This window comes from Streptomyces sp. NPDC097129, from assembly GCF_055668065.1.
This window is the reverse complement of the sequence record NZ_JBVOQE010000003.1, coordinates 332,715-356,665: the sequence shown is the minus strand read 5'-3', so window position 1 is coordinate 356,665 and position 23,951 is coordinate 332,715. Positions and strand designations below refer to the sequence as shown.

General features: G+C 73.9%; 19 protein-coding genes and 1 pseudogene. 14 read left to right on the top strand and 6 right to left on the bottom strand.

Translation table 11 applies throughout. From position 1 onward, the window contains the following. Positions 1–15: 15 nt before the first annotated feature. Complete coding sequence (locus AC0B9F_RS12305; protein ID WP_472001565.1) at positions 16–546, top strand: hypothetical protein; 531 nt, start codon at positions 16–18, stop codon at positions 544–546. 15 nt (positions 547–561) lie between these two features. On the opposite strand, the gene AC0B9F_RS12300 is transcribed toward AC0B9F_RS12305, so the two are convergent. Then, complete coding sequence (locus tag AC0B9F_RS12300) at positions 562–2,628, bottom strand: SpoIIE family protein phosphatase (RefSeq protein WP_472001563.1); 2,067 nt, start codon at positions 2,626–2,628, stop codon at positions 562–564. 273 nt (positions 2,629–2,901) lie between these two features. Here AC0B9F_RS12300 and AC0B9F_RS12295 point away from each other — a divergent pair, with 273 nt between their 5' ends. Next, positions 2,902–5,487 carry a SpoIIE family protein phosphatase gene (locus AC0B9F_RS12295; RefSeq protein WP_472001561.1) on the top strand — a complete coding sequence of 862 codons (2,586 nt, stop codon included), beginning with the start codon at positions 2,902–2,904 and terminating at the stop codon, positions 5,485–5,487. 70 nt (positions 5,488–5,557) lie between these two features. Here the strand turns inward: AC0B9F_RS12295 and AC0B9F_RS12290 are convergent, their stop codons facing one another. Next, entirely contained in the window at positions 5,558–6,538 is a 981-nt protein-coding gene (locus AC0B9F_RS12290; protein WP_472001559.1) for a hypothetical protein, read from the bottom strand. Between the two features lie 303 nt (positions 6,539–6,841). On the opposite strand from AC0B9F_RS12290, the gene AC0B9F_RS12285 reads away from it, so the two are divergent. The 4 genes from AC0B9F_RS12285 to AC0B9F_RS12270 all read left to right on the top strand — a co-directional run bounded on the left by AC0B9F_RS12285 (position 6,842) and on the right by AC0B9F_RS12270 (position 12,527). After that, on the top strand, positions 6,842–7,282 hold the full coding sequence (locus tag AC0B9F_RS12285) for a DUF7144 family membrane protein (protein WP_472001557.1): 441 nt from the start codon (positions 6,842–6,844) through the stop codon (positions 7,280–7,282). Positions 7,283–7,300: 18 nt separating this feature from the next. Continuing rightward, complete coding sequence (locus AC0B9F_RS12280) at positions 7,301–9,127, top strand: glycoside hydrolase family 15 protein (protein WP_472001555.1); 1,827 nt, start codon at positions 7,301–7,303, stop codon at positions 9,125–9,127. A 336-nt stretch (positions 9,128–9,463) separates the two neighbouring features. Further along, positions 9,464–11,533: a putative Ig domain-containing protein gene (locus tag AC0B9F_RS12275; protein ID WP_472001553.1), complete on the top strand. Its 2,070-nt coding sequence runs from the start codon at positions 9,464–9,466 to the stop codon at positions 11,531–11,533. A 517-nt stretch (positions 11,534–12,050) separates the two neighbouring features. Next, entirely contained in the window at positions 12,051–12,527 is a 477-nt protein-coding gene (locus AC0B9F_RS12270) for an ATP-binding protein (RefSeq protein WP_472002127.1), read from the top strand. Positions 12,528–12,613: 86 nt separating this feature from the next. Here AC0B9F_RS12270 and AC0B9F_RS12265 read toward each other — a convergent pair whose 3' ends face one another. From AC0B9F_RS12265 to AC0B9F_RS12255, 3 genes are all read right to left on the bottom strand, one after another. Then, positions 12,614–12,874: a GlsB/YeaQ/YmgE family stress response membrane protein gene (locus tag AC0B9F_RS12265; protein WP_472001551.1), complete on the bottom strand. Its 261-nt coding sequence runs from the start codon at positions 12,872–12,874 to the stop codon at positions 12,614–12,616. A gap of 113 nt (positions 12,875–12,987) precedes the next feature. Beyond that, positions 12,988–13,347 (bottom strand): STAS domain-containing protein, encoded by a 360-nt coding sequence (locus AC0B9F_RS12260; RefSeq protein ID WP_472001549.1) that lies wholly within the window; start codon positions 13,345–13,347, stop codon positions 12,988–12,990. Positions 13,348–13,597: 250 nt separating this feature from the next. Then, positions 13,598–14,158 (bottom strand): Dps family protein, encoded by a 561-nt coding sequence (locus tag AC0B9F_RS12255; RefSeq protein WP_472001546.1) that lies wholly within the window; start codon positions 14,156–14,158, stop codon positions 13,598–13,600. Positions 14,159–14,675: 517 nt separating this feature from the next. Between AC0B9F_RS12255 and AC0B9F_RS12250 the strand changes: the two genes are divergently transcribed. From AC0B9F_RS12250 to AC0B9F_RS12220, 7 genes and pseudogenes are all read left to right on the top strand, one after another. Continuing rightward, positions 14,676–15,179, top strand: a complete 504-nt coding sequence (locus AC0B9F_RS12250) for an SRPBCC family protein (protein WP_472001544.1) — start codon at positions 14,676–14,678, stop codon at positions 15,177–15,179. Next, positions 15,172–16,791, top strand: coding sequence for a phytoene desaturase family protein (locus AC0B9F_RS12245; RefSeq protein WP_472001542.1), 1,620 nt, complete (start codon positions 15,172–15,174; stop codon positions 16,789–16,791). The genes AC0B9F_RS12250 and AC0B9F_RS12245 overlap by 8 nt, the downstream gene beginning before the upstream one ends. Positions 16,792–16,835: 44 nt before the next feature. Then, positions 16,836–17,288, top strand: a complete 453-nt coding sequence (locus AC0B9F_RS12240) for a hypothetical protein (RefSeq protein ID WP_472001540.1) — start codon at positions 16,836–16,838, stop codon at positions 17,286–17,288. 245 nt (positions 17,289–17,533) lie between these two features. Then, positions 17,534–18,439 carry a short-chain dehydrogenase/reductase gene (locus AC0B9F_RS12235; protein ID WP_472001538.1) on the top strand — a complete coding sequence of 302 codons (906 nt, stop codon included), beginning with the start codon at positions 17,534–17,536 and terminating at the stop codon, positions 18,437–18,439. 108 nt (positions 18,440–18,547) lie between these two features. After that, positions 18,548–19,033 carry an MSMEG_6728 family protein gene (locus AC0B9F_RS12230; protein WP_472001535.1) on the top strand — a complete coding sequence of 162 codons (486 nt, stop codon included), beginning with the start codon at positions 18,548–18,550 and terminating at the stop codon, positions 19,031–19,033. Between the two features lie 115 nt (positions 19,034–19,148). Then, positions 19,149–20,837, top strand: a complete 1,689-nt coding sequence (locus AC0B9F_RS12225; protein ID WP_472001533.1) for an SDR family oxidoreductase — start codon at positions 19,149–19,151, stop codon at positions 20,835–20,837. A 5-nt stretch (positions 20,838–20,842) separates the two neighbouring features. Then, positions 20,843–21,911, top strand: a pseudogene (locus AC0B9F_RS12220) (deoxyribodipyrimidine photo-lyase). 83 nt (positions 21,912–21,994) lie between these two features. Here the strand turns inward: AC0B9F_RS12220 and AC0B9F_RS12215 are convergent. After that, complete coding sequence (locus AC0B9F_RS12215; RefSeq protein WP_472001531.1) at positions 21,995–23,077, bottom strand: MerR family transcriptional regulator; 1,083 nt, start codon at positions 23,075–23,077, stop codon at positions 21,995–21,997. A 264-nt stretch (positions 23,078–23,341) separates the two neighbouring features. Between AC0B9F_RS12215 and AC0B9F_RS12210 the strand changes: the two genes are divergently transcribed. Further along, on the top strand, positions 23,342–23,917 hold the full coding sequence (locus AC0B9F_RS12210) for a sigma-70 family RNA polymerase sigma factor (RefSeq protein WP_472001529.1): 576 nt from the start codon (positions 23,342–23,344) through the stop codon (positions 23,915–23,917). The last annotated feature ends 34 nt before the right edge of the window (positions 23,918–23,951 follow it).

The window sequence follows — 23,951 nt, the reverse complement described above, 5'->3', positions numbered from 1 at the left end:
GGCTATGCTGCCGCCATGAGCGATGCGAGCGGCAGAGCCGCCCTGCTGAAAGGCGTCCGCGCCTGGCTGGTCCTCTTCGTCGTCTGCCTGGTGCTCAGCGGCGCCACGGCCTTCCCCCTGGTGCACGAACTGCACGGGACGGAGTCGGCGCTGCGAGCGCTGTCCGTGCCGGAACATCTGCCGGGTCTCATGCGGTGGATCGAGCGGGTCCGCGACGGCCTGGACGCCACCGACGCCCGCTACCCCTTCCTGCTGTACGGAACGGACTGGCTGGCCTTCGCCCACCTGGTCATCGCGGTGGCCTTCTACGGCCCCTATCGCGACCCCGTCCGCAACATCTGGGTCGTCGAGTTCGGGATGATCGCCTGCGCCGGCGTCATCCCGCTGGCCCTCATCTGCGGCCCGCTGCGCGGGATCCCCTTCTGGTGGTCGGTGATCGACATGTCCTTCGGCGTCTTCGGGGTGATCCCGCTGTACGTAGTCCGCCGCAAGATCAAGCAGTTGGCGGCGATGACCGCGAACGGGCAGCCGGCGACGGCCACTTGACGGGCCGGGGCCCGGCTACAGCGCCCGGGCCACCAGGAGGGCGACGTCGTCGTGGTCGTCGGCGTGGCGCAGGCCGTAGAGGAGGAGGTCGCAGGTTTCCTCCAGGGGGCGTTCGGGCGCGTCGAGGAAACCGAGCAGGGCGTTGAGCCGGTCGTCGATCGGGTGCTGGCGGGTCTCGACGAGGCCGTCGGTGTAGAGCACCAGCAGATCACCGGGAAGCAGTTCGGCCGTGGTGGTCTCGAACCGGACGCCCCCGATGCCGAGCGGCGCACCGGAGGGCACCTCCAGCAGCGCCGGGGGTTCGCCGACGCGGGCCAGCGCGGGCGGCATGTGGCCGGCGTTCGCTATGCAGCACTGCCTGGTGTGCGGGTCGTACACGATGAACAGGCAGGTGACGATGTAGTGCTCCAGATCGCAGGTGATCTTGTCCAGGTGCCGCAGGACCTCCCGCGGGTGCAGGTCCAGGTCCGCGTACGCGCAGGTCGCGGTCCGCAACCGGCCCATCGTGGCGGCGGCGTCGATGCCGTTGCCCATCACGTCACCGACGACCAGGGCGGTCTTGTCGCCGCTCAGCTCGATGACGTCGTACCAGTCGCCGCCCACCTCGCTGGTCGCCTGCGCCGGCTGGTACCGGGAGGCGAGCTCCAGACCCGTGTGGTGCGGCGAATGCTCGGGCAGCAGGCTGCGCTGGAGAGTCAGAGAGGTGTTGCGCACGCTCTGGAACCAGCGGGCGTTGTCGATGGCGATCGCCGCCCGGCCGGCCAGTTCCCCGGCCAGGACGACGTCGTCCTCGTCGAAGGGGAGAGGGTTGCGGGTGCGCTTGAGGTCGAGGGCGCCGAGCACCTCGCCGTGCGCGATCAGCGGCACGGCGAGATACGAGTGGACCCCGGCACGCGAGAGGAGCGCGGCGGCCTCGGCGTCGCGGGCGATCCGCGGCAGATCCTCCTCGCCGACGTGCCGCACCAGCACCGGCCGGGCCGTGTGCACGCACAGCGTGACCAGGCGGTCCCCCTCGTAGGCCGCGAGGTCCCCAGGGGTGTCCGCGGCTCGCAGCGCCGCGGACGGGTGGTCCGCCTTGAGGGCGAGGGCACGGAACAGCTCCGGGCCGTTGTCCGGCTCGCGTGTCCGGCGGCAGGCCAGCGCGGAGTCCAGTACGTCGACGGCGACCACGTCGGCCAGCGTGCCGCTGGCGATCTCGGCCAGCTCGGCGGCGGTCTGCTCGACCTCCAGCGTGGTGCCGACGCGGGTGGAGGCGTCCGCGATCAGGGCCAGCCGGCGCCGGGCCCGGTCGGCCTCGGCCGCCGCGCGGTGCCGTTCGGTGACGTCGACGACCGACAGGGCCGCGCCGAGCACCCGCCCGGCGGGGTCCTCCAGACGGTAGAAGGACAGCGACCAGGCGCGCTCGTGCTCAGGTTCGGAGCGGGGCCGGCCCACGTGGTACTGGTCGAGCAGCGGTGTGCCCGTGGTGAGCACCTGCCGCAGCGCGGACTCGATGGTGTCGACGTCGGTGAAGGGCAGCGTCTCGCGCAGATGACGGCCGATGTGGTCCCCGGACGGGATGCCGTCGATCCGCTGCAGCGCCGGGTTGACCAGGAGATACCGCAGATCGGGGTCCAGCAGGGCGAGACCGATCGGTGACTGGTTGATCAGCCGTTCGCACAGCGCCAGATCCGTCTCGACCCGCTGCAGCAGGGTGTGGTCGGCGGCGAGACCCAGGGCGTAGACGTCCCCGAGATCGTCGAGCAGCCGCATGTTGCGGAACTCCATCAGCCGCGTGCTGCCGTCCTTGTGCCGGACCGGGAACGCGCCGGCCCAGCTGCGGCCCGTCTCCAGGACCTCCGCGAACAGCTTGAGGACCCCGTGCAGATGCTCGGGATGGAGGATCAGCCGGGCCGCGGGCCTGCCCAGCGCCTCGTCCGCGGAGTAGCCGAACAACTCCTCCGCCTGCGGCGTCCAGAACACGATGCGTCCCTCGACGTCGAGCACCAGCGCCGCCACGCTCAGCACGTCCAGCAGGCTGGTCTGCCGGGGAGGCTCGGTGCCGTACGGATCGCCGTCGGGCGGGAAGGTCTCGGCTGTCATCCCTGCGCCTCCTGTACCGGTCGGCAGCACCCGCCGGCCTTCGCCGTCCGCGCCGTACGGCGGGGAACCCGGCCTCTCCATGCTCCCTCGGGTCCCTGGCGAGGGCGACACAGCCCCGTGCGGCCCCGCCGCGGCACCCGGAGCAGGCGGACCCGCCGCCGGGCCATGCACATCGGGCGGACAAGCAGCACCATGGTGCTGTAAGCGGACAAGCAGGATCACACATCTCCCCACGGAGGAGAAGGCCCCTGATCCTGTCGAAGGACGCACGCCATGGACTCTGCGCGAAACGGCTCCGGCCCGCCCCCGGCCGCGGGTGCGGCCGGCCTCTTCGACGCCTCCACCGACGCGGCCGCGGTGCTGTCCCACCACGGCGTGGTGCTCGGCTGGACCCGCGGCGCCGAGCACCTGCTCGGCTACGCCGCGTCGGAGGTGGTGGGCCGGCCCGCCGCGCGGCTGGCCGCCCTGCCCGGCGACCCCGTCCGCGTCGCGGGAGTCGCCGAACGCTGCCGGGCCGGCATGGGGTGGAACGGCGTCATCCCGGTCAGGCATCGCGACGGCCGCCGCGTCCAGGTCGACCTGAGGGTGTCCGCCGCCTTCCGGCTCGCGGGCGACGAGTGCTTCCTGCTCTCGGCACGCGAGCGCAGACAGCGGTGGGGAGTGGGGGAGTCGGTCCTCGACGGACTCCTGACCCGCTCACCGGTCGGCATGGCGGTGCTGGACCGCGGACTGCGCTACGTATGGCTGAACGACACCCTGGAAGACATCGGCGGCATCCCCCGCGAACAGCGGCTGGGACGCCGGCTCGGCGAGCTGCTGCCCGGGCTGCAGACGGACACCCTCGAAGGGCTGATGCGCAAGGTCCTGGACACCGGCGTCCCCGTCACCGACTACGAGTACGTGGGCTGGAGCTGGTCCGATCCCCACCGCCGGCACGCCTACTCCACGTCCTTCTTCCCCCTGGTGGACGCCGACGACGCGGTCAGCGGCGTGTGCTACATGGTTTTGGACGTCACCGAGCGGTGGAACGCCCGCCAGCTGCTGTCGCTCGTCAACGAGGCCGGCGCGAGCATCGGCAGGACGCTCGACGTGATGCGCACGGCGCAGGAGCTCGCCGACTTCGCCGTGCCCCGCTTCGCGGACTTCGTCGTCGTCGACCTTCTGGAACCCGTCCTCAGCACGGTGGGACATGGCACGTGGCTGACCGACGCGGGGCCGGCGCCCGCGCGGACGCTGATGCGGCGCGCCGGGATGAGCTCGGTGCGCGAGGGCTGTCCGGAGGCCGTGGTGCGGATCGGGGACCGGGTGGACTTCCACCCCCCGACCCGGGACATGGACATGCTCTTCACCGGTGAGCCGACCTTCGTGCCCGCGCTGGACCCCGCCGACGAGCACTGGTCCACCCGGCAGCCCGGCAGAGCCCGGCGCATCCGCGAGTACGGGCTGCACTCCCTGATCTCGGTGCCGATGCGGGCCCGCAACACCGCCCTGGGCCTCACCACGTTCCTGCGCTCGCGCAACCCCGTCCCGTTCCAGCCCGACGACGTCCTGGTGGCGCAGGAACTGGTGGCGCGGGCCGCGCTGTGCGTCGACAACGCGCGCCGCTACACCCGGGAGCACACGGCGGCCGTCACCCTCCAGCGCAGTCTGCTGCCGCACGCCCTGAGCGGGGGCACCGCGCTGGACGTGGCCTCGTACTATCTGCCGGCGGACCCGACGGGCGGCGTCGGCGGCGACTGGTTCGACGTGATCCCGCTGTCCGGCGCCCGCGTCGGCCTGGTCGTCGGCGACGTGGTCGGCCACGGCATCACCGCGGCCGCGGCGATGGGCCGGCTGCGCACCGCCGTACAGACCCTCGCCGACATGGAGATGCCGCCCGACGAACTGCTGGCCCACCTCGACGACCTGGTGCTCCGGCTGAGCGAGGAGGAGAGCGCAGGCCCGCACGACGGGACGGCTCCCGCTCCGGGCGGCGCGGCGGACCCCGGCCCGGGTGCGGCGCGCACCGGGAAGGCCGCCGGCCGATACGACCCCGCCGACCGCGACGAGGCCACCCACCGCGACGAGCCCGCCGACGACGGCGCGACCGCCTTCCTCGGCGCGACCTGCCTGTACGCCGTCTACGATCCCGTCGCCCGGCGGTGCGCGATGGCCCGCGCCGGGCATCCGCCGCCCGTCGTCGTCGCCCCGGACGGCGAGGTGCACTTCCCCGCACCGCCCGCCGGACCGCCGCTCGGCCTCGGCGGAATCGGCTTCGAGACCGGCGAGATCGAGCTGGCCCCGGGCAGCCTCCTCGGGCTCTACACCGACGGCCTGATCGTGGGCGCCGACCGGGACATGGAACGCGGCATGCACCGGCTCGGCGAGGCCCTCGCCCGGCCCGGCGCCGACCTCACCACCCTGTGCCGCGGCGCCGTCCAGAACCTCGTGTCGGCGCCCCAGTCCGACGACGTGGCCCTGCTTCTGGCCCGCACCCACGCGGTGGGCCCCGACCAGGTCGTCTCCTGGGACGTGCCCGTCGACCCGGCCGCCGTCGCCGACGTGCGGGCCCGCGCCACCCGCCAGGTGGAAGCGTGGGGCTTCGAGGAACTCGCCATGGCGACGGAACTCGTCGTCAGCGAACTCGTCACCAACGCGATCCGCTACGCCGCCCCACCCATCCGGCTGCGCCTCCTCCGCGACACCCGCCTGACCTGCGAGGTCGCCGACGGCAGCAGTACCGCTCCCCGGCTGCGCCATGCCCGCAGCACCGACGAGGGCGGCCGGGGGCTGTTCCTGGTGGCCCAGCTCGCCCACCGCTGGGGTGTCCGCTACACACCCGAGGGCAAGATCATCTGGGCCGAGCAGGAGATCCCGTGAGCCCGGCCCGGCGCATGTCCGCGCGCCGGGGCCGGGTCAGTGCGGCCCATGTCCGCCCGCCGGGGCCGGGTCAGTGGCCGGGGCCGCGGTCCTCGCCCCCGCGGAACCGGTGGACGAGCCACACCGCACCCGTCGCGACGGACACGGCGGCCACCGCGATCCCGGCGGCGGCCCACCTGCTGCCGGCGACCCGCAGGTCGGCGAAGAGCAAGCCGGCGGTGACCGCGATGGGGAGCAGCAGCGACAGCACCGCCCGTCCCGCGGCGAGCAGCAGGGCGGGGTCGAGCCGTGAGCGCGGCGGCACGGCACCGTCGGCCGGCCCGAAGTAGAAGGCGTCCGCGCGCCCCAGCAGCCGACGTGTCGCGGACCGGTACGACACCACCATGTAGGGCACCCACACCAAGGGAGCCACCACGCTGACGACGAACACCAGCCCGAGCAGGGCCAGCCGGGCGGCCTGGACGCACCGGAGGCGCCGGCTCGGGCCGGCCGCGCCGGGTGTGGACAGGCCCAGCAGACGGGCCATGCGCAGGGTGAGGTGCCACAGGCCGGCGCGGCGGGTGCCCCGGGCGGCCGGGCGGCCGCCGCTGAGGAGCGCGCGCCGGGTGGCCGCGAGTGCCTCGGCGGCCCGCCGGGGATCGGCGTACACGCCCTGCAGGACGAGGAGGTCGGCCGCCCGGTCCTGCGAGGCGGGGTCCCGGCCGCTCAGCGCGGCCAGCTCCAGCACGGTACGGGCCTGCCCGAGCAGCGCGGCGCAGAACGCGAACGGCACCAGCAGCAGGACGGGCCCGCCGACGAAGGCCCCCTCGGCCAGGACGGTGTGCTCGCCACGCGTGGCCACCCTGCGGCGCAGCTCGGAGAGCGGCGCGTGCGGCCGCTGATCGCGCAGGCGTGCCGTACGGCGGCCGGCGGCGTGCCCGAGGTGCCGTACCGCGAACAGCGCGAGGAGTTCGGGAAGATCCCCCGGGTCGGCGCGCAGCTGACGCAGCAGCGAACGCGGCAGCGACCCCACGGCTTCGTCGGTCCGGGGCGCCGGCTGCGGCACCGTCATCCGCCCAGCCGGGAGGTGAGGGCCGGCGGCGTCGTCGGGACGGCGGCCGCCGCGGTGAGGATCAGCGTTCCCGGGTGCGCCATGCGTCGCATTCAAGCGGCCCGGCAGCCGGCCGACGGCCGGCGACGGCCGTGCGCTCGCCCGCGTCACCCGCTCGGCCCACCCCACATGGCCGTACGGCGCCGGCGGCCGGACGCTCGTAGCGCCGGCCCGTCTCCCGGTCGGCGTGGCCCGGCGGCCGACCGGCCGGCGGTGTCACGGGAGCCATGTCGAGGGAGTCGCCCGGCAGCAGGAAGGAACCCCATGAGCCAGGCCGCACAGCCGAACCGGTCCGACCGCCCCTGGCCGCCGCAACCGGCCGGCACGAGCGGCGGATGGGCCGCGGGCGGGGTCGTCTTCGCCGGCGTCATGCTGCTGTGCAGCGGTGTCCTCGCCGTGCTCCAGGGCATCGCGGCGGTCGCCAAGGACGACGTGTACGCACGCGTCGGCACCTACGTCTACGAGATCAACCTGACCGGCTGGGGCGCCATCCACATCGTCATCGGAGCCCTCGCCGCCCTCACCGGAGCGGGCCTGCTGAGAGGCATGGCCTGGGCGCGCCTCGCGGGCATCTTCCTGGCCTCGCTCAGCCTGATCGCGCAGTTCCTGTTCCTGCCCTATCAGCCCGTCTGGTCCCTGGTCATGATGGCGATCGACGTCTTCGTCGTCTGGGCGCTGGCCAGCCACCGGGAAGCGACGAGCTGACATCCGGGGCGCCCACCCGTGCGACGCTACCCGCCCATCGCCGACCACGGCCTCGTCGGGGACCTCCAGACCGTGGCGCTGGTGTCCTCCGAGGGCGTGGTCGACTGGCTGTGCGCCCCCCGCTTCGACTCGCCCAGCGTCTTCGGCGCCCTCCTCGACCACGACCGCGGCGGCCACTTCACGATCACCGTGGAGGGCCCGGACGTCACCACCCGCCAGCTGTACTTCCCCGACACCGCGATCCTCGTGACCCGGTTCCTCACCCCGGACGGCGTCGGCGAGGTCGTCGACCACATGCCCCTGGACCACCCGCACACGCCGAGCTCCCGGCACCGGCTGATCCGGGCGATGCGGGTTCCGCGCGGACGCATCCGGTTCCGCCTGGCCTGCCGTCCGCGCTTCGACTACGGCCGCGCGCGGCACCGCCTGGAACTCCACGAGGGCGTCGCCCGTTTCGCGGGCCCCGGCACGGACGCCGTCCTCCAGCCGCTGGGCGCCGTCCGGCTGGAGCGGGACGGCGACGACGTACGCGCCGAGGCGGAGCTGACGCAGGGGCAGACGGCGGCGGTCGTCCTCACGCTGGACTCCGCGGGAGCCGCGCCCGGGCCCGCGCTCACCCTGCGAAAGGTGGAGGAGGCCTTCGAGGCGACCCGGGACTTCTGGCACGGCTGGGTCCGCCGCAGCCGCTACCGGGGCCGCTGGCAGGACGCGGTGAACCGCTCGGCGATCACCCTCAAGCTGCTCACCTACGCCCCCACCGGCGCCCCCGTCGCGGCGGCCACCACGGGCCTGCCCGAACAGCTCGGCGGCGAACGCAACTGGGACTACCGCTACACCTGGGTCCGCGACGCCTCCCTGTCCGTCCACGCTCTGCTGGACCTCGGGCACGAGGAGGAGGCGCACGCCTTCCGCCAGTGGCTGGGCCTGCGCCTGCGCGAGCAGCGGACGGTCACCGGCGAACCCCTGCAGATCATGTACCGGGTGGACGGCGACCCCCACCTGGCCGAGGAGATCCTCACCCACTGGGAGGGCTACCGCGGCTCGGCGCCCGTCCGTATCGGCAACGACGCCGCCGGCCAGCTCCAGCTCGACGTCTACGGCGAGGCGGCCTGGGCCCTCACGCGCGTCCACGACGCCCAGTGGTCCGGTTACGGCTACGACGGCTGGCTCGGTCTGTCCGACACCCTGGACTGGCTCACCACCCACTGGGACCGCCCCGACGAGGGCATCTGGGAGACGCGCGGCGGGCAGCAGGACTTCACCTACAGCCGGGTGATGTGCTGGGCCGCCTTCGACCGCGGCATCACCCTCGCCACCGCCTTCGCCCGCCCCGCCGATCTGGCCGCGTGGACGGCGGCGCGCGACGCGATCTTCCGGCAGATCATGGACCGCGGCTGGAATCCGGGGCGTGGGGCCTTCGTCCAGCACTACGGCAGCGAGGTCCTCGACGCCTCCCTGCTGCTGATGCCCGCGGTGCGTTTCATCGCGCCCCGCGACCCCCGCTGGCTGGCCACCCTCGACGCGATGGACGCCGAACTGGTCTCCGACGGCCTGGTGTACCGCTACAACCCCACCGCGTCCCCCGACGGCCTGCGGGGCAGCGAGGGCACCTTCTCGCTGTGCAGCTTCCTGTACGTGAACGCCCTGGCCCGCGCCGGCCGCCTGGACCAGGCCCGCTTCGCCTTCGACAAGATGCTCACCTACGCCAACCACGTCGGCCTCTTCGCCGAGGAGATCGGCCCCCTGGGCGAGCAACTGGGCAACTTCCCGCAGGCGTTCACCCACCTCGCGCTGATCACGGCGGCGACGGCCCTGGACGAGGCGCTGGACCGAGCCGAGAGCTGACCGCGGACCCGGCGGGGCCGGCCGGGCGATCCGGCCCGGCCGCGCGGCCGTTCGGGGCCGGCCCGCTTCCCGGCCGGCTGGGCGGTGCATCAAGCCCGTCCCAGTGACCTCCAATGACGGTGCCAATCGCATCCTATGGAGGAGCAAAGAATTCCCTGCGGTACTGCCGGTCCGCGCGTGGCGGATTTATGTTCCTCCCGCACCCTGTCATGCCATGCTCAACCGGCATGCGGGGTGGAGTGTCATGCTCATGACTGCGTCGTTCTGCCGCCGCTGCGCGCGTCACGGGCCTGCCCACCCAGTGCGATCCCCACCTCACAACGGAGGCAGCACCCCATGCGTGAGTCACGCCCAAGCGGGCGTCGGCGGAGTCTGCGAAGACTCGTCACCGTCGCTTTCCCCGCGCTCGCCCTCACCGTCACCGGACTCGTCGCGGCCCCCACGGCCGGGGCGGCCCAAGTCGCGGCGCCCGCGCCGCACGCCACCAAGGTCGCGCAGAACCACCAGGCGCTGACCGCACCCGAGCGGCAGACCTACCACGCCACCGGCCAGGCCGGACAGAAGGTCCCCACGACCCACCTCTGCGCCACGGCCGAGCCCGGCCACGCGTCGTGCTTCGCCCAGCGCCGCACCGACATCAAGCAGCGGCTCGCGTCCGCGCTCGCCGCCGCCACCCCGTCGGGCCTGTCCCCGGCGAACCTGCACAGCGCCTACAACCTGCCCACCACGGGCGGTTCCGGCATGACGGTCGCCATCGTCGACGCCTACAACGACCCCAACGCCGAAGCGGACCTGGCCACTTACCGCTCCACCTACGGCCTGTCCTCCTGCACCAAGGCCAACGGCTGCTTCAAGCAGGTCAGCCAGACCGGCTCCACCACCTCGCTGCCGACCAACGACAGCGGCTGGGCCGGTGAAGAGGCCCTCGACCTCGACATGGTCAGCGCCGTCTGCCCGAACTGCAGCATCGCCCTGGTCGAGGCCAACTCCGCGAACGACACCGACCTCGGCATAGCCGAGAACGAGGCCGTATCGCTCGGCGCCAAGGTCGTCTCCAACAGCTGGGGCGGCTCCGAGGCGTCCTCCCAGACCACCGAGGACACCCAGTACTTCAAGCACCCCGGCGTCGCCATCACCGTCTCCTCCGGTGACTCCGCCTACGGCGCCGAGTACCCGGCGACCTCCCAGTACGTGACCGCCGTCGGCGGCACCGCGCTCACCACCGCCTCCAACTCCCGCGGCTGGAGCGAGTCGGTGTGGCACACCAACTCCACCGAGGGCACCGGCTCCGGCTGCTCGGCGTACGACCCCAAGCCGACCTGGCAGACGGACACCGGCTGCGCCAAGCGCATGGAGGCCGACGTCTCCGCGGTCGCCGACCCGGCCACCGGCGTCGCCGTCTACGACACCTACGGCGGCTCCGGCTGGGCGGTCTACGGCGGCACCAGCGCCTCCGCCCCGATCGTCGCCGGCGTTTACGCCCTCGCGGGCACCCCGGGCACGAGCGACTACCCGGCGAAGTACCCCTACCAGCACACCGGCAACCTGTACGACGTGACCAGCGGCTCCAACGGCTCCTGCTCCCCCTCGTACTTCTGCACCGCGGGCACCGGCTACGACGGCCCGACCGGCTGGGGCACCCCGAACGGCACCGCCGCCTTCACCACCGGCACCAGCACCGGCAACACGGTGACCGTCACCAACCCCGGCAGCCAGTCCACCACCACCGGCGGCTCGGCGAGCCTGCAGATCCACGCCACCGACAGCGCGGGCGCGGCCCTCACCTACAGCGCCTCCGGCCTGCCGACGGGACTGTCCATCAACAGCTCCACCGGCCTGATCTCCGGTACGGCGACCACCGCCGGCACCTACCAGGTCACGGTCACCGCGAAGGACTCCACCGGCGCCTCCGGCTCGACGTCCTTCACCTGGACCGTGGGCTCCTCCGGCGGCACCTGCTCCTCCTCCCAGCTGCTGGCCAACCCGGGCTTCGAGTCCGGCAGCACCGGCTGGAGCTCGACCACCGGCGTCATCACCAACGACACCGGTGAGGCCGCCCACGGCGGCTCCTACAAGGCCTGGCTCGACGGCTACGGGTCCTCGCACACCGACACCGTGTCCCAGTCGGTGACGATCCCGGCCGGCTGCAAGGCCACGCTCACCTTCTACCTGCACATCGACACCGCCGAGTCCGGCAGCACCGCGTACGACAAGCTGACGGTCACCGCCGGTTCGACCACCCTGGCGACGTACTCGAACGTCAACGCCGCCTCGGGCTACGCGCAGAAGACCTTCGACCTGTCCTCGCTGGCGGGCCAGACGGTCACCCTGAAGTTCAACGGCGTGGAGGACTCCTCCCTCCAGACCAGCTTCGTCGTGGACGACACCGCCCTGACCACCGGCTGACCGCCCCACGGCACAACACCCGTCCCGCACGCGGAAGCCGTCCGCGTGCGGGACGCGGCGTTCCCCCGACAGGACAGACGATCGAACTTCCCTCCGCGAACGGGCCTCTACCGTGCTCGGCGGAACCCCCCATCGCTCTCACCGCCCACGTCCACCACCCCGCCACCAGCCTGTGGCTCGCCCCGCTCCTGCTGGGCATCGTCCTCGCGGCGCCGCTTCCCCCGGCTGAGCGGCGAAGCAACGGCTGCTCCGTCCAGGTCGAGATGGACTGCCGCACCGTCGGACAGGGGCTGCCCATCCTCCTTGTTTGCCGGGGTGGCGCGGGGATGACGGACAGCCGGAGGCAGAATCGTCCTGGGGCCCGGAGAGAATGCCGTCGGATCAGCGGGCGCTCGAACGGCGTTCCGCCGCATCCAGGACGCGCCGTTGCCGGTGCGGCGGACGAGCCGCGGCGGGGCCGCGGGGCATGTCCGGGCCTTCGGCGGGAAGATGAGGGCTCATGAACGGGGGAACGCGAATGGACCCGGTGGATTCAGCGCCTGGTGGTGAAGGTGTGGCCGGCCGTGAGCCGATGCAGGAGATCGTCGCGCTCGACGGAGCCGGCCCGTGCATCGCCGAGGCACGTCGTCACGCCGCAGACTTCCTGGCCCGGGTGCAACGGGAGTACGGGCTGCCGGTGTCGTCCCGGGCGATGGATGTGACCCGGCTCGTGGTGAGCGAGTTGGTCACCAACGCCCGCAAGTACGCGCCGGGGCCGGTGCTGATGGAGCTGCGTGTCGTCGGCGGCCTCGTGGAGGTCGTCGTATGGGACAGCGATCCGTCGCTGCCGATGGCACGGGCCGCCGATCCCGGGCGCGTGGGACAGCACGGGCTGGAGATCGTCATGGCGGTCGTGCAGGGGTTCGAGGTGCAGCGGGAGCCGCTCGGCAAGCGCGTCACCGCCCGTATCGCGCTGGCCGACCCTTCGGAGGAGGGCTTCAGCGGCCGTCGCTAGCGTGAGAATCCCCGGGAACCGCTCTTGAGGAGGCGGACCCGCGCCTGCCCCGGCGGCCGTTGGCCGGCGGGGCAGGCCGCCCGGGTTCATGCATGGCGTCGCGCCCACATCGGGCTGACGAGGGCGATCAGGACCGCCGCCACGCCGATCTGGAGGATGTGGCGGATCCAGTCGATGCCGCCCGTGTCCCGCACGCCGAGGCCGCTCGCGAGCGCGTTGCCGGCGACTCCGCCGACGATGCCGAGGAGGACCGTCAGCCACAGCGGGATCGGCTGGCGGCCGGGGATGACAAGCTTGGCCAGCAGACCGATGATGAGGCCCGCGATGATGGCCCACAGAAAGGACACGTGTTTTCTCCCTCCGTTGTCGGCCTGTGCGTTCCACAGGCCGGTTGTGCTTCTCGGTGCATCTCCCGAATGCCCGCACTCGCGGTCCGTACGCCTGCGCGGTTCGTGCCGCCTCAGGTGCCGTCCGCGCGCAGTGCCCGGGCACGGGAGTCGGTGACGGTGAAGTGGTCCCGGGTGCCCGTCAGGGCGAACAGCCGCTCGACGGACGGGTGGAAGGGGCCGAGCAGGATCAGCTCACGGCCGTCGGCCCGGTGCTGGTGCCACGCCTCGAGCAGGGCGTTGAGCAACCCGCTGTCGGCGAAGGTGACCTGGGACAGGTCCACCAGGGTCACCCGGCGCGCCGACTCCTCGGCCTCGGCCCAGGCGGCCTGCAGGAGGTCGTTCTCGTCGTAGTCGACCTCGCCGCGCACGCTGATCTCGAAGACTCGGTCATGGCAGGTCACCTTCACGGTCGCCCTGTTGTTCCACTGCATCCGTCGTCCTCGTGCCCCTGGTCCGCTCGTGCGACGGCGCTGATGCCGTCTGCTCCTGTGATCCTCTTCTACCCCGTTCGGCCGATGAGTTGCCTGAGGAAGGAAGTCCGTCGGCGGCGCGTGCACACCGAGGCCGTCGGCGTGCCCCGCCGCCTCTTTCGTGACAGGGCGCAGACTGACAGGGCGCAGACGCCCTGAGGCGACGGTCTCCGCACGCAGGCGACCCGAAGCGACGCGCCGCGCGGCCGGCTCAGAGGTCGCGCCCGCGTTCCGCGGCCTGCTCCTCCGTCCTCGCCCCGTCGGTCGCGAGCGAGCCGCCCGCGCTCTCCAGGTGGGCGCGCACGAACCACTGGAACTGCTCCAGGTCACGCAGCTGCTCGATCAGCAGGTCCTCCGTCGCGGGGTCGATCTCGCCGGCCTCCTTGATCGCGGCGCGCACGCCCTCGATCACGCCGGTGTAGACGACGTCGAGCGCGGCGAGGTGGGCGAGCGCGTCGGCGCGGCCGATCGAGTAGTCGTCCCACTCCCGCTCGGCGACGAGCGCGCCGGGCGTGCCCTGGGCGACGCCGCCGAGCGCCGCGATGCGCTCGGCCACGTCGTCGGCCATGTCGCGCACGCGGTCGACCTGCGGGTCGACCATCTCGTGCACGGCGATGAAGTGCGGGCCGACCACGTTCCAGTGGATGTGCTTGAGGGTGAGGTGCAGGTCGTTCAGCGCGTGCAGGCGCAGGCGCAGAAGACCGATGAGCCGTCCGGCGGCCTCGCGCTCGATGCCGGGAACCGTGTAGCGGGGGGTCAGGTCCTGGGCCACGTGAAGCTCCTTCGTCGTGCGGTGTCGTACAACGGACCGGGACCGGTACGGCCGCGTACGGCCGCTCCCGACCGGTCCATGATCGTGTTGCATTCCTCTGCCCCGTTCTTCGTCATCCATGACCGCCTCGGATGCACGGCGACGAGGGGATCACCGCCGCAAGCGGCAAGGCCGAGGGAGCGGCGGCGTACTGCGAACGGCCGAAGGGAACGTCACTCGCACGAGCTACGTATGCGATCCGTGTACGGAGGCACACGGAGAGTGCGCGCGTGCTGCCGTCTGCTTTTCTCCTCCGAGCAGCCGGTGTTCCGTCCGCGCCGCGGTCCGGCGCCGACCGATCCTGCCCACGACCGGGTCGGCGCCGGACCACCCCTCCCGCCGCCGCGGCACGCCTTCTCGACCCCCTCCCGCCCCTGCCCGCCGCTGTGACCAGGGAGGCCTGGTTGGGCCGGTGAGGCGGGGGCACTCGGCAGCGGCCGGTCGCACGACCGGCCTTACGCACCCCGTGGAGGCGTTCGTGGCCGTTCGTCACCGTCTGATCAATGCCCGCCCCGGCGCCGTGTGGGAGGTGCTGGCCGACGGCGGAGCCTATCCGCAGTGGGTGGTCGGGCCGTCGGCCGCCGAGCCCGTGCGCGGGCAGTGGCCGCACACGGACGCGGCGATCCGCTACGAGGTCCCGCTCGGACCGCTGCGGCTGTCCAACGAGACGATCGTGCGCCGCTGCGAGGAGGGCGCCGTGCTGGAGCTGGAGGCCCACGCGGGCCCGCTGGGCACCGCGCGCATCGCCATCGAGCTGCGGCCATGGGGCGAGAAGTGCCTGGTCATCGTCGACGAGCATCCCCTGCAAGGGGCGGGCGGCCTGCTGCACAACGGGGGCTTCGAGATCCTGATCCAGCTGCGGCACCGCGCCATGCTCGCCCGCCTCGCCAAGCTCTGCGAGAGCCGGGCACGAGACGAGGAACGCGGCGGTAGGGACGACCTGGCCGCCGCCTGCGCACCGCACGGGTCGGGTCATGCCTGACGCCGTGGTCATCGGGGCCGGGCCCAACGGGCTGGTGGCCGCCAACGTCCTGGCGGACGCCGGGTGGAGCGTGCACGTCCTGGAGGAGCAGCCGGAACCGGGCGGCGCCGTGCGCCACGACCGGGGCGTGGACCCCGAGTTCGTGAACGACCTCTTCAGCTCCTTCTACCCGCTCGCCGCCGCGTCCCCGGTCCTGGCCGCGCTGCGGCTGCACGAACACGGGCTGCGGTGGAGCCACGCCCCCAGCGTCGTCGCCCACCCGCTCACCGACGGCACCTGCGCCGTCCTCGACCGGCAGCTCGACGCCACCGCGGAGTCCCTCGACGCCTTCGCACCGGGCGACGGCGCCGCCTGGCGCCGGCTGCACGGCCTGTGGCAGCGGCTCCAGCCCGACCTGCTGGACGCCCTGTTCACCCCGTTCCCGCCGGTGCGCGCCACGGCACGGCTCGCCCTCCGGCTCCGGGCGGCCGGCGGCCTGCGGACGGCGCGCTCCCTGCTGCTGCCGGTGCGCCGGATGGGGGAGGAGGAGTTCCGCGGCGAGGGCGGCCGGCTGCTGCTGGCCGGCAACGCGCTGCACGCCGACCTCGCCCCCGAAGCCGCAGGCAGCGGAGGCTTCGGCTGGCTGATGGCGATGCTGGGCCAGAGTCACGGCTTCCCCGTCCCCGTCGGCGGCTCCGGCGCGCTGACCGGGGCCCTCGTCCGGCGGCTGCGCTCGCGCGGCGGACAGGTGCGCTGCGGCCGGCGCGTCGAGCGGATCGTCGTACGCGGCGGACGGGCCGTCGGCGTGCGCACCGCGGACGGAGAGACGGTCTCCGCGCGCCGGGCGGTCCTGGCGGACGTGTCGGTGCCCGCCCTGTACGGCGAGCTGGTCCCCGCCGAGCATCTGCCCGCGCAGCTGACGGCCGACCTGAAGCGCTTCCAGTGGGACTTCGCCACCTTCAAGGTGGACTGGGCCCTGGACGGGCCGGTGCCGTGGCAGGCGGAGCAGGCCTGGCGGGCCGGGACGGTGCACCTGGCGGACGGGGTGGACGAACTGACCCGGTTCGCCGCCCAGATCGCGATGCGGCAGGTACCGGACCGCCCGTTCCTGCTGTTCGGCCAGATGACGACGTCCGACGCCAGCCGCTCCCCGCGCGGCACCGAGTCCGCGTGGGCGTACACCCACATCCCCCACGACATCCGCGCGGACGCCGGCGACGAGGGCATCACCGGGCAGTGGAACGCCAAAGAGCAGGAGCTCATGGCCGACCGCATGGAACGCCAGGTGGAACGGTTCGCGCCGGGCTTCCGCTCGCTGATCCGCGCCCGGCGCGTCCTGGCGCCCCCGACCCTGCAGTCACTCGACGGCAACCTGGCCGACGGCGCCATCAACGGCGGCACCACCGCCCTCCACCAGCAGCTCCTCTTCCGGCCCGTGCCCGGCACCGGACGCCCCGAGACCCCCGTCCCGGGCCTGTACCTGGCCTCCGCCGGAGCCCACCCCGGCGGTGGAGTGCACGGCGCCCCCGGCGCCAACGCCGCACGCGCCGCACTGCGCCGCCACCTGCCACCGGGACGCGCCGGACTGCAGCGGCTGCTCGCCCGCCGGGACCGTACCGGCGCACACCGCTGACCACCCGGCGCCCGAAGCCCACGGCCTGCCCCCTGGAGGACCACGTGAACGAGCACCTGGACGGCCCCGACGGCCACCACCGGCGTCCCGACGGCCTGAGCGACAAGACCGTGGAGGCCCTCGGCGCGCTCTCCAAGGCCCTGGAGACCACCGAGCGTGCCAGGGGCCGCCTGTACGACTTCCACCAGCTGACCGGCACCGCGGACTTCCAGCTGGACCGCGCGGTGGAACTCCTGCACGAGGCGGGCCACCCCGAATGGGCGGAGAAGGTCCGCGCGGAGATCCTGGGCCGCAACGTCATCCCCGGGCACTGGACGTTCCAGATCGTCGAGGCCTACAACGCCACCTACTACCGGCCCTTCCAGCAGCTGGAGGCGAGCGCCGTGGAGGAACTCGCGCACGGGCGCGACCACCTGCTGGAGGCGGAGCTGAAGGAGGACCGCCGAACGCCTGGCCACCCGCATCACACCGCGCGGCCGCCCGAGCCGGAGACGTGACCGGTCCGGCCGGACGAGGTCCTGGCCGTATCTCTCCGGCGCCGTCGGGATGATGCCCTGGCCCGTATGTCTCCGGCCCTGACCGCTGACCGCTGACCGCTGACCCCTCACTCCTGGCCGCTGGCGCGCCGGAGCCGCCGGAGAAAGTCCAGCCCCCGGTTCCTCCGGCCGGGCCGCATCCGGCCGGGGCCGTGGCCCCGAAGCAGTGACGGGACCCCGTGACCAGCCGGGAAGGAAGGCCTTCGATGCACAGCAGCCCGCTCACCGACCGGACCGTGGTGGTGACGGGAGCCGCCCGGGGGCTCGGCGCGGCCCTGGCACGCGAGGCCGCCCGGCGGGGCGCCCGGGTCGCCGCGCTCGGCCATGAGCGGGACGCCCTGGAGGCGCTCGCGCGGACCCTGCCCGGCCCGGCGCTCGCCGTGGAGGCCGACGTCACCGACCCGGCGGCGCTCGCGGCGGCCGCCCGCACCGTACGGGTCCGCCTCGGGCCGGCCTCGGTCGTCATCGCGAACGCCGGTATCGCCGAGGGCGGCCCGTTCCTCGCGTCGGACCCGGTGACCTGGCGGCGCGTCGTCGAGGTGAACCTCGTCGGCAGCGCGAACACCGCCCGCGCCTTCCTGCCCGACCTCCTGGCCACGGCGGGGCACTACCTCCAGGTGGCGTCCCTGGCCTCGCTCGGCGCGGCCCCCCTGATGAGCGCCTACTGCGCCGCCAAGGCCGGCGCGGAGGCCTTCGCGCACAGCCTGCGCGCCGAGGTGGCCCACCACGGCATCAGCGTGGGCGTCGCCTACCTCAACTGGCTCGACACCGACATGGTGCGTGACGCCGACCGGTACGCCGTCCTGCGTGAACTGCGCGCCCACATGCCGCCGCCGGTCCGCCGCGTGTGCAGCGCCGAGGCGGCCGCCGTCCGCTTGACCCGGGCCGTGGAGCGCCGCCGTACCGCCGTCTACCTGCCGGGCTGGTTGCGTCTGGTGCAGCCGGTGCGCGCCGCCCTGCCACCCGTCGTGGTGCGCGTCGCCCGCCGCCAACTGCCCCGGCTGGCGGCCGAGGCCCCCTTCCAGGACACCGGCCCGCTCGGCGCGGGCGGCCTGGCCGACCGCGCGGCACGCCGGCACGGCGCTGAGCCCCGGACATTCCGAAGACCATGAACGTCCTGGTCATCTCGGCGAAAGGCTCGGCGAAAGGCTCGGCGAAAGGCTCGGCGAAAGGAAGGCCATGGCACGCGAGAAGAAGTCCGACGACCGCGGACGCCGGACATGCAGACGTTCCTGACCCGCCCCGACTTCCGCCGGTCGGCACACGACCTCGACCGCCGCCGGCTCGGCAAACAGCGCGTCGAGGCCCTCCAGGTGCTGCGCGGCCTGACCGTGCCCGGTTACGGCTGGCGCCGGCACCCCGCCGTACGGATGTGGAGCGGGTACGAGGAAGCGCTCGTGCGGTACGGCCTGGAGGTCTGCCGGGTCTGGCGGGAGCTGGGGCACCAGGACAGCTGCGCCGCCTCCCTGGTCGCCGGTTTCGCTGCGCAGCACCCCGGCGTCCCGGTGCGCGGCCAGGAGGACCTGGCCCGTGCCGGGGAGCTGCCGCCGTGGCTGGGGGACACCGCCTTCCACCGCAGCCACCAGTCGGCCCTCGTGCGCAAGGCCCCCGAGTTCTACGCGGCCCGCTTCCCCGGCGTACCCGACGATCTGCCCTACGTCTGGCCGGCCTCGGACCGCGAGTCCCAGCGGACGCCCGCCGGCTGAGGTTCACGCTCGCGGCGTCACCCGACCGCCCCGGGCCGCGGGCGCATCCACCCGGAGGTCTTGCAGCGTAGAGATCGCACAGGCACCTGCGACGGCGACCGGCAGAGGCGGGCTCATGCGCGACGACCACCCCACCCCGGCGGCGAACGGGCCCCAGGGCGACGGCCTCCCGGCACCCTCGCCGGACGCGCCACACGGCGGTGAGGCGCTCACCTGCCTGGTGACCGGCGCCAGCGGCTACATCGGCGGCCGGCTCGTGCCGGAACTGCTGAACGCCGGCCACCGGGTGCGCTGCCTGGCCCGCACGCCCCGCAAGCTGCGCGACCACCCCTGGGCGGAGCGGGTGGAGATCGTCCGGGGCGACGTCACCGACGCCGAGTCCGTGGCGGGGGCCATGGCGGGCGTGGACGTCGCCTACTACCTGGTGCACGCGCTCGGCAGTGGCCACGACTTCGAACGGACCGACCGGGCAGCGGCCGCGGTCTTCGGCGAGCAGGCCCGCCGGGCCGGCCTGCGCCGCCTCATCTACCTGGGCGGACTGACCCCGCACGGCGTATCCGAGGCACGCCTCTCCCCGCATCTGCGCTCCCGTGCCGAGGTCGGCCGCATCCTCGCGGACTCGGGTGTGCCGACCGCCGTCCTGCGCGCCGCCGTCATCATCGGGTCCGGCTCGGCCAGTTTCGAGATGCTGCGGTATCTGACCGAGCGGCTGCCGGTGATGGTCACGCCGCGCTGGGTGCACACCCGCATCCAGCCCGTCGCCGTACGGGACGTGCTACGCGCCCTCGTGGGCTGCGCGGGACTGCCGGCCGACGTCAGCCGTGCCTTCGACATCGGTGGCCCCGACGTGCTCACCTACCTCCAGATGATGCAGCGCTACGCCGCCGTCGCCGGCCTGCCGCGGCGGCTCATCGTGCCCGTCCCCGTGCTCACTCCCGGCCTGTCCAGCCAGTGGGTCGGCCTGGTGACGCCGGTGCCCGCATCCATCGCCCGCCCGCTGACCGAGTCCCTGCGCCACGAGGTGGTCTGCCGGGAGCGCGACATCGAGCGGTACGTGCCCAGTCCGCCCGGCCATCCCATCGGCTTCGACCGGGCCGTCGCCCTGGCCCTGGAACGCGTACGCGACGCGCAGGTCTCCACCCGCTGGTCGTCCGCCTCCGTGCCGGGCGCGCCCAGCGACCCGCTGCCCACCGACCCGGACTGGGCCGGCGGCAGCCTCTACACCGACGTACGCGAACGCGACGCGGATGCGGCGCCCGACGCGCTGTGGCAGGTCATCGAGGGGATCGGCGGGGAGAACGGCTGGTACTCCTTCCCGCCGGCCTGGGCGGTACGCGGATGGCTCGACCGGCTCGTCGGCGGCGTCGGGCTGCGCCGCGGGCGGCGGGACGCGCGGCGGCTGCGGGTGGGCGACTCGCTGGACTTCTGGCGGGTCGAGGAGATCGAGCGCGGCCGGCTGCTGCGACTGCGCGCGGAGATGCGGCTGCCCGGCCTGGCCTGGCTGGAGATGTACGTCGACGGCGAGGCCGGCGGGCCCGTGCGGTACCGGCAGCGGGCGCTGTTCCACCCACGCGGGCTGCTCGGCCACCTGTACTGGTGGAGCGTGTCGCCCTTCCACGCGGTCGTCTTCGGCGGCATGGCCCGCAACATCGTCCGCGCCGCGGGCCGCACCGGCCAGGCACAGGCGCACTCCTCGCGCACGCTGTCACCCGCCACGTCCCGTCCCGGGCCCGATGCCGCATCCGCGCCCGCCGCCCGACCGGAAGACAGTCACGACCGCCGACGCCCACCGCTGGGGAGTTGACACCCATGCACGTCTCGGTCGTCCTGTTCACCTCCGACCTGCGTCTGCACGACCACCCGCCGCTGCGCGCGGCGCTGGAGCGCAGCCGACGCGGTCGTCCCGCTCTTCGTGCGCGACCGGGCGGTGGCGGCCGCCGGATTCGCCACGCCCAACCGCAGCGCCTTCCTCGCCGACTGCCTGGCCGACCTGGACGCCTCCCTGCGCGAGCGCGGCGGGTGGCTCGTGCTGCGTTCCGGCGACCTGGCGGAGGAGGTGTGCCGCACGGTGACCGAGGCGGACGCCGACGAGGTGCACATGGCGGCGGCGCACAGCGCCTTCGCCACCCGTCGCGAGGACCGGCTGCGCCACGCGCTGGAGGCTTGCGGCCGCCGCCTGTTCCTACACGACGCGGTCACCGTGGCGGTACCGCCCGGCGACGTCCCCCCCTCCTCGTCGGACCACTTCGCCGTCTTCACGCCGTACCACCGGCAGTGGGCGCAGCCGCGGCTGCGGGCCGTCGCGGCCGCCCCGCGCCCGGTGCTCGTCCCTGGCCAGGTGCACCGTGAGCCGCTGCCCGCACGCGGTGAGGTCACCGGTGTCTCGCCCGCGCTGGCACGCGGCGGCGAGAGCGAGGGCCGCAAGCGGGTGGCCGGCCTGCTGGCGACGCGGCCTGGACGCCTACGACGACACCCGCGACGACCTCGCCGCCGACACCCGCGACGAGACCACGTCCCGGCTCTCCGCCCGTCTGCACTTCGGCACACTGTCCGCGGTGGAACTGGTACACCGGGCCCGCCGCTGCGGCGGCGGCGCCGAGGCGCTGGTACGGCAGCTCGCCTGGCGCGACTTCCACCGCCAGGTGCTCGCCGCCCGCCCCGCCGCCGCCCGCGCCGACTACCGCACCCAGCACGACCGCTGGCGCGCACCTACGTGCGTCGCTGGGCGCCCGAGCTGCGCGGCCTGGACGCCCCGGCGCTGCACGGACCCTGGAAACTGCCGGCCACCCAGCGGGCGGCCCTCGACTACCCCGACCGCGTGGTGCTGTTGTCCGAGGGCCTGGAACGGTTCCGGCGGGCCTGCGGCAAGGAGGTGTGAGGGCCTGGGGCCGGCCATCAGCTCGCGTCGGTGCTGCCCTCGCGTGGGCATCCGGACCGCCTCGGGAATGCGGCGGAGGTAGGTCAGTGAGCCCGAGAACCGTGTACGCCGCTGTCGTCGGCGTAGAGACGGCTCAGGGCCTCGACGGCGTCCCGCAGTCCGGAACAGCGGGGGAAGCCGGCGGACGCCCGCCGGTCCCAGCCAGGCCCGGCCGGCAGCACGGCGGGTCGCCTGCGCGCGCCGGCCGCGCCCCATTCGAGGCCGGCGACATGCCGGGCCAGCGGCATCGACGCGGTGGAGCGGGTCTGCGCCCACAGGACGATCGCGGCCGCGCCGGTGCGCCGCACGCACGCCAGCAGCGCCTCCGAGGGCACCGCGGCGCCCAGCATCCGGGTCGGCACTCCGCGTTCACCCAGCGCGGCGGTCAGCGCCTCCAGAGCCAGCGAGTGCTGTTCGCCCGGGGTGCAGGCGAGGACCACGGGCGGGGCCCCGGGCTGGGGCTCGGCGCGCGGCAGCAGCAGCGGAGCGCTGCGCAGGGTGCTGGAGATGTGCCACGACAGCAGGTGTTCGACCTCCACGTAGCGGTCACCGGACGACTCCCATTTGCGGCCCACGGCACGCAGCGTGGGCACCATCACCTCCTCCCACGCCACCACCAGGCCGTGCTCTGCGACGCTCTCCATCAGCCGGCGTTCCAGTTCCGGCGCGTCCAGCCGCACCGCGGCACGGGCCAGGCCGCGGCACTCCTGGCGCACGTCGCCGAGCGGCAGCCCGCTCCCGGCGCCGCCCGGGCGCCCGAGAGTAGACGGGGGCGGTGGCGTGGTCTCCGGCGTGGGCACCGGACGCGGAGGCGTCCCGGCGGGTGGCAGTGCGGTGGGGGTCCCTGCGCTGGACGCCGGTGTGGTGGGCGTCACTGCGCTGGAGGCTGGTGCGGTGCCGTTGCCGGTGTAACGCAGCCGGGCCACCCGTGCCGCCTCCGCGGGCGGGGCGCCCGCCGCCGTCAGCCGGCACATCTCCTCCACCATCGCGATGTCCCGGGGGACCCAGCGGCGGTGCCGTCCGTGGGCACGCACGGCCGGGCCGAGCCCGTAGCGCCGGTCCCAGGAGCGCAGGGTGGTCGGGGACACGCCGAGCCGACGGGCGAGCGCGCCGGTCGTGACGCCCACGGCTGTGGGGGTTGGGTCCTCGGACCCGGCCCTGGCAGGCCCGGCGGGTACCGGTCCGTCGACGTTGCTGGGCACAACGGCCCCCTTCCTCCCAGCGAGACCCGCTCGCCGGTGAAGGCTCCTGCTGCGGTTTCGATGCGCCGTCGAAGTACCGAGCGGTACCGATGCGGAATCGATGCGAGTTGTCCCCATTGTCCCCGCGTGCGCAGTCTGAGGGAAGACCAGGGCGGGCTCCCACCCGCGGCTTCGCACAGGAGGCTCGACATGAACCGGTTCCCCTCCGCCCCCGCCTCGACCGCGCCGCTCGACCCCGGTGACCGGGAGGCCGGAGATGCCTGGACGCTGCTGCACCGGCAGTGGTCGGGGCTCGTCCACGGTCTGGCGCGCCAGGCGCTCGGAGATCCGCGGGAGGCGGAGGACGTGACCCAGCAGGTGTTCACAGCGGCCTGGCGCGGGCGCAACGGCTACGCACCGGAACGCGGATCGTTCCCCGCCTGGCTGGTCGGCATCACGCGGCGCAAGGTGGCGGACGCCCTCGCGGCCCGTACCCGGCGGGCCGAACTGATCGCGGCGGCGGCGTCCGGCCTGGGGCCGGTGCCGGAGAACCGGGACGGCGGCGACCCCGAGGCCGCGCTGGACCGTCTGGTCGTCGGACGGGCCCTGGAACGCCTCAGCGAGCCGCAGCGGCGGGTGCTGCGGCTCGCCTTCTACCAGGACCTGACCCAGACGCAGATCGCCGGCGTGACGGGATGGCCGCTGGGCACGGTCAAGAGCCACACCCGGCGCGGCCTGGACCGCTTGCGCCGCAGCCTGCTGGAGGAGGGAGTGCCGGCCGGCTGACGGGACGAAGGGATTTCGCTGCGCGATCGATGCG

What these genes read in the sequence shown, in the direction of transcription:
- AC0B9F_RS12305 (WP_472001565.1), top strand. Translation starts at nt 16, where the DNA reads ATGAGCGATGCGAGCGGCAGAGCCGCCCTGCTGAAAGGCGTCCGCGCC.
- AC0B9F_RS12300 (WP_472001563.1), bottom strand. Translation starts at nt 2,628, where the DNA reads ATGACAGCCGAGACCTTCCCGCCCGACGGCGATCCGTACGGCACCGAG.
- AC0B9F_RS12295 (WP_472001561.1), top strand. Translation starts at nt 2,902, where the DNA reads ATGGACTCTGCGCGAAACGGCTCCGGCCCGCCCCCGGCCGCGGGTGCG.
- AC0B9F_RS12290 (WP_472001559.1), bottom strand. Translation starts at nt 6,538, where the DNA reads ATGACGGTGCCGCAGCCGGCGCCCCGGACCGACGAAGCCGTGGGGTCG.
- AC0B9F_RS12285 (WP_472001557.1), top strand. Translation starts at nt 6,842, where the DNA reads ATGAGCCAGGCCGCACAGCCGAACCGGTCCGACCGCCCCTGGCCGCCG.
- AC0B9F_RS12275 (WP_472001553.1), top strand. Translation starts at nt 9,464, where the DNA reads ATGCGTGAGTCACGCCCAAGCGGGCGTCGGCGGAGTCTGCGAAGACTC.
- AC0B9F_RS12270 (WP_472002127.1), top strand. Translation starts at nt 12,051, where the DNA reads ATGGACCCGGTGGATTCAGCGCCTGGTGGTGAAGGTGTGGCCGGCCGT.
- AC0B9F_RS12260 (WP_472001549.1), bottom strand. Translation starts at nt 13,347, where the DNA reads ATGCAGTGGAACAACAGGGCGACCGTGAAGGTGACCTGCCATGACCGA.
- AC0B9F_RS12245 (WP_472001542.1), top strand. Translation starts at nt 15,172, where the DNA reads ATGCCTGACGCCGTGGTCATCGGGGCCGGGCCCAACGGGCTGGTGGCC.
- AC0B9F_RS12235 (WP_472001538.1), top strand. Translation starts at nt 17,534, where the DNA reads ATGCACAGCAGCCCGCTCACCGACCGGACCGTGGTGGTGACGGGAGCC.
- AC0B9F_RS12230 (WP_472001535.1), top strand. Translation starts at nt 18,548, where the DNA reads ATGCAGACGTTCCTGACCCGCCCCGACTTCCGCCGGTCGGCACACGAC.
- AC0B9F_RS12225 (WP_472001533.1), top strand. Translation starts at nt 19,149, where the DNA reads ATGCGCGACGACCACCCCACCCCGGCGGCGAACGGGCCCCAGGGCGAC.
- AC0B9F_RS12210 (WP_472001529.1), top strand. Translation starts at nt 23,342, where the DNA reads ATGAACCGGTTCCCCTCCGCCCCCGCCTCGACCGCGCCGCTCGACCCC.